3 protein-coding genes are annotated in these 3,364 nt (G+C 64.4%); all 3 read left to right on the forward strand.

The features are described from left to right. Nucleotides 1-223 precede the first annotated feature (223 nt). From NKH16_RS34655 to NKH16_RS34665, 3 genes are read left to right on the forward strand one after another with little or no spacing between them, the layout of a single operon-like run. Nucleotides 224-1,528, forward strand: coding sequence for a M24 family metallopeptidase (locus tag NKH16_RS34655; protein WP_352903928.1), 1,305 nt, complete (start codon nucleotides 224-226; stop codon nucleotides 1,526-1,528). A gap of 20 nt (nucleotides 1,529-1,548) precedes the next feature. After that, nucleotides 1,549-2,226 (forward strand): isochorismatase family protein, encoded by a 678-nt coding sequence (locus NKH16_RS34660; RefSeq protein ID WP_352903930.1) that lies wholly within the window; start codon nucleotides 1,549-1,551, stop codon nucleotides 2,224-2,226. Between the two features lie 16 nt (nucleotides 2,227-2,242). Beyond that, nucleotides 2,243-3,229, forward strand: a complete 987-nt coding sequence (locus tag NKH16_RS34665) for an alpha/beta hydrolase (RefSeq protein ID WP_352903932.1) — start codon at nucleotides 2,243-2,245, stop codon at nucleotides 3,227-3,229. Nucleotides 3,230-3,364: the final 135 nt, after the last annotated feature.

Genomic DNA, 3,364 nt, shown 5'->3' on the forward strand with positions numbered 1-3,364 from the left:
GCTCAACTGCCTCTCCAAAGAATCCTTTCTCAGCCTAAACTCAACCCCAAAATCGCCATATGCGATTCCCCTGCCCTTGAGGGGGGAGATGTCCGGCAGGACAGAGGGGGGCGCCGTAGAACGCTACGGAACGACTTCAAGCGGTATTGCGCACAACATCTGCGGTATCGCGCACAGCCTCTGAACGACGTATGGCTCATCTTCGCCGCTTCAGGAGGCACCCATGAGCATTGTCGTTTTTGACCCCGACAGCACCGAGGACGTCGACTTCAAAGACCGCATGCGCCACCCGGCGGCGGCGGATCCGGCCGGCGGCATGTGGCTGTCGGACACCGAGCCGTCCTTCATCGACGCCGGCGCGCTGCGCAAGGGCCGGCTGGCCAGGCTGCGCGCCTGGATGCGCGAGGCCGGCTATGGCGGCGTCGTTTTGTTCGACCCCTACAACCAGCGCTACGCCACCGGCTCGCGCAACATGTTCGGCTATTTCCTGCGCAACTCGACGCGCTACTTCTTCATCCCCACCGAAGGGCCGATCGTGTTGTTCGAATATCCGCAGAGCTACCATGTCTCGATGGTGCTCGACACGATCGACGAGGCGCGTCCGTCCAAGCTGGTCTGGTCATCGGTGTCAGGCCGCGACGACGAGACCGCCGGCCCGTTCGCCGATGAGATCGCCGAATTGCTCAAGGCGCATGGCGGCGGCTCGATGAAGCTCGGCCTTGACCGCTGCAGCCATCTGCAGGCACTGGCGCTGGAAAAGCGCGGCTGCGAGGTGCGGGATTGCCAGGGCGAGATTTTGGCGGTGCGCGCGGTCAAGACGCCCGAGGAAGTAAAATGCCTGCAGGTGTCGATGGCTGGTGCCGAGGCTGCGGTCTATGCGGTGCGCGAGGCGATCAAGCCTGGCGTTTCCGAAAACGAGCTGTTCGCCATCATGTATGGTGAGGTGGTCCGGCAAGGCGGCGAGTTCATCGAGACCCGGCTGCTGACCTCGGGCCAGCGCACCAATCCTTGGTTCAACGAGGCGAGCGGCCGCAAGATCAGGCCGGGCGAACTCTTGGCGCTCGATACCGATACGATCGGCTGCTACGGCTATTATTCGGACTTTTCGCGCACCTTCCGTTGCGGACCGGGCAAGCCGACGGATTATCAGAAGTCGCTCTACCGCATGGCGCACGACCAGGTTCAGCACAATATCGGGGTCGTCAAGCCGGGCATGGCGTTTCGCGAGATTGCCGAAAGGGCCTGGAAGATACCGGACCGCTTCGTCGACCAGCGTTATACCTCGGTCATGCACGGCGTCGGCATGCATGGCGAAACGCCGTTCATAGCGCACGCCATGGACTACGAGACCTATGGCCGCGACGGTGTCATCGTGCCCGGCATGGTGGTCAGCGTCGAAAGCTATATCGGCGAGAAGGGCGGCCGCGAGGGCGTCAAGCTGGAAGACGAGATCCTGATCACCGAGACCCGCACGGAGCTCCTGTCGCGCTTCCCCTATGAGGATGATTTCCTTGACAGGTATGTTTGAGTGCTGACAGGCAGTTTTGCATGAAAAGCCCGATCTCGATCAAGCGCGGCAAGGTGGCGGCGGTGTTCATCGATCTCCAGGAGGAGCATCGGCGGGACAAGCGCTATCTGGTCGAAGGCTATGGCGACATCCTCGCCAACGTCCAGCGGCTGCAGGAGGCGGCGCGGGCCGACAATGTGCCCCTTTACCACTGGGCCTATATCGTCGATCTCGCCACGGCGCGGCCGTTCCACCCGGTCGAGGCCAGCGGCAAGTCGGCGTTTTCCGACAAGGACGATCCGCTGACTGCGATCTGCGCGGAAGTGGGCCCGGCGACAGGCGAGATGATGCTGGTCAAGACCGATGCCAGCGCCTTCCGCGCGGGGCCTGCCGCCGAGCGGCTGAAGGCCGACGGCATCGAGTGGCTGGTCGTTGCCGGCGTCTGGACCGAGGCCTGCATCGATGCCACCGTCAAGGATGCGGTGGCGCTCGGGTTTCGAGTGCTGCTGGTCAAGGATGCCTGCGGCAGCGGCAGCACGGCGATGCACCAGACGGCCATCCTCAACCTTGCCAACCGGCTCTATGGCGGTGCCGTCACCACCACCGACGGCGCCTGCCGGCTGCTGGCAGGCGAGACGGTCGAAGCCTGGCAGGTCGAGGGCTCGGTGCCGCTGCGCTTCAGCTATGAAAATGCTGCCCGGCTCTACGCCGAGCTCTGAGCGGGATCGCGCAGCGATGGTCACCGAGGCCGATCGACCCGAAATAAAAGACCGCGGAAAATACCAGACGCTGCTCGATCCGGAGCTGTGGGCCTATATCGACCGGGTCAACGACTGGTATCCGCCCGAAATCGCTTTCATGCCGATCGAAAGGCAGCGGGCGGTCTATGATGCCATGTGCCGGGCGTTTCGTGAGCCCTATCCGGCCGGCGTCAAGGCCAGTGACAGCAGCGTCGGCGACCGTGCGATCCCGGTCCGGCGTTACCAGATGGCGGGCACGGCGCCGCAGGCAGCGGTCGTCTATTATCACGGCGGCGGCTTCGTGCTTGGCGGGCTCGACAGCCATGACGACATCTGCGCCGAGATCTGCGCCGGCACCGGTTTTGCCGTGCTGTCCGCCGACTACAGGCTGGCGCCCGAACATCTGCATCCAGCCGCCTTCGACGATGCGCTGGCCGTGTTCGAATGGGCGGCGGCGACGACCGGCCTGCCGACCGTGCTCTGCGGCGAAAGCGCCGGCGGCAACCTTGCCGCCGCGGTGGCGCAGGCATCGCGTAGTAACCTCCGCTGCGCGATCGGCCAGGTGCTGATCTATCCCGAGCTCGGCGGCCCGGAACCAGTTGGCAAAGAGAACGCCGGCTCCTATGTCGAGCACGCCGAAGCGCCGCTGCTGACATTGCGCGACATCGAATTCTATCGCCATATCCGATCAGGGAAGGGACAGTCTCTGGACGACCCGACCTTTTCGCCGCTCAGCGATACCGACTTCTCCGGGCTGCCGCCGACGGTCATCGTCACCGCGCAATGCGACCCGCTGTCCTCGGAAGGCGAGGCCTATCGCGACCGCATCCTGGCCGCCGGCGGTCGCGCCTGGTGGCGCGAGGAAACGCGCCTCGTGCACAGTTTCCTGCGCGCCCGCAAGACCGTGCCGCGGGCCGGCGAAGCCTTCGCCCGCATCGTTGCCGCCATCGCCGCGCTCGGCAAAGGCGACTGGCCTTACTGAGGTTGCGAAGGCCCCTCATCCGGCCGCTTCGCGGCCACCTTCTCCCCGCTGGGGAGAGCGACTGTCTTGGCTGTCAAGTTGTTTGCCACGGTTTTTGATCCCGGACGATAGCGTTGAGAATGGTGAGAAGCTTGC

It is taken from the genome of Mesorhizobium sp. M1307, assembly GCF_040318155.1.
Classification (GTDB): domain Bacteria; phylum Pseudomonadota; class Alphaproteobacteria; order Rhizobiales; family Rhizobiaceae; genus Mesorhizobium.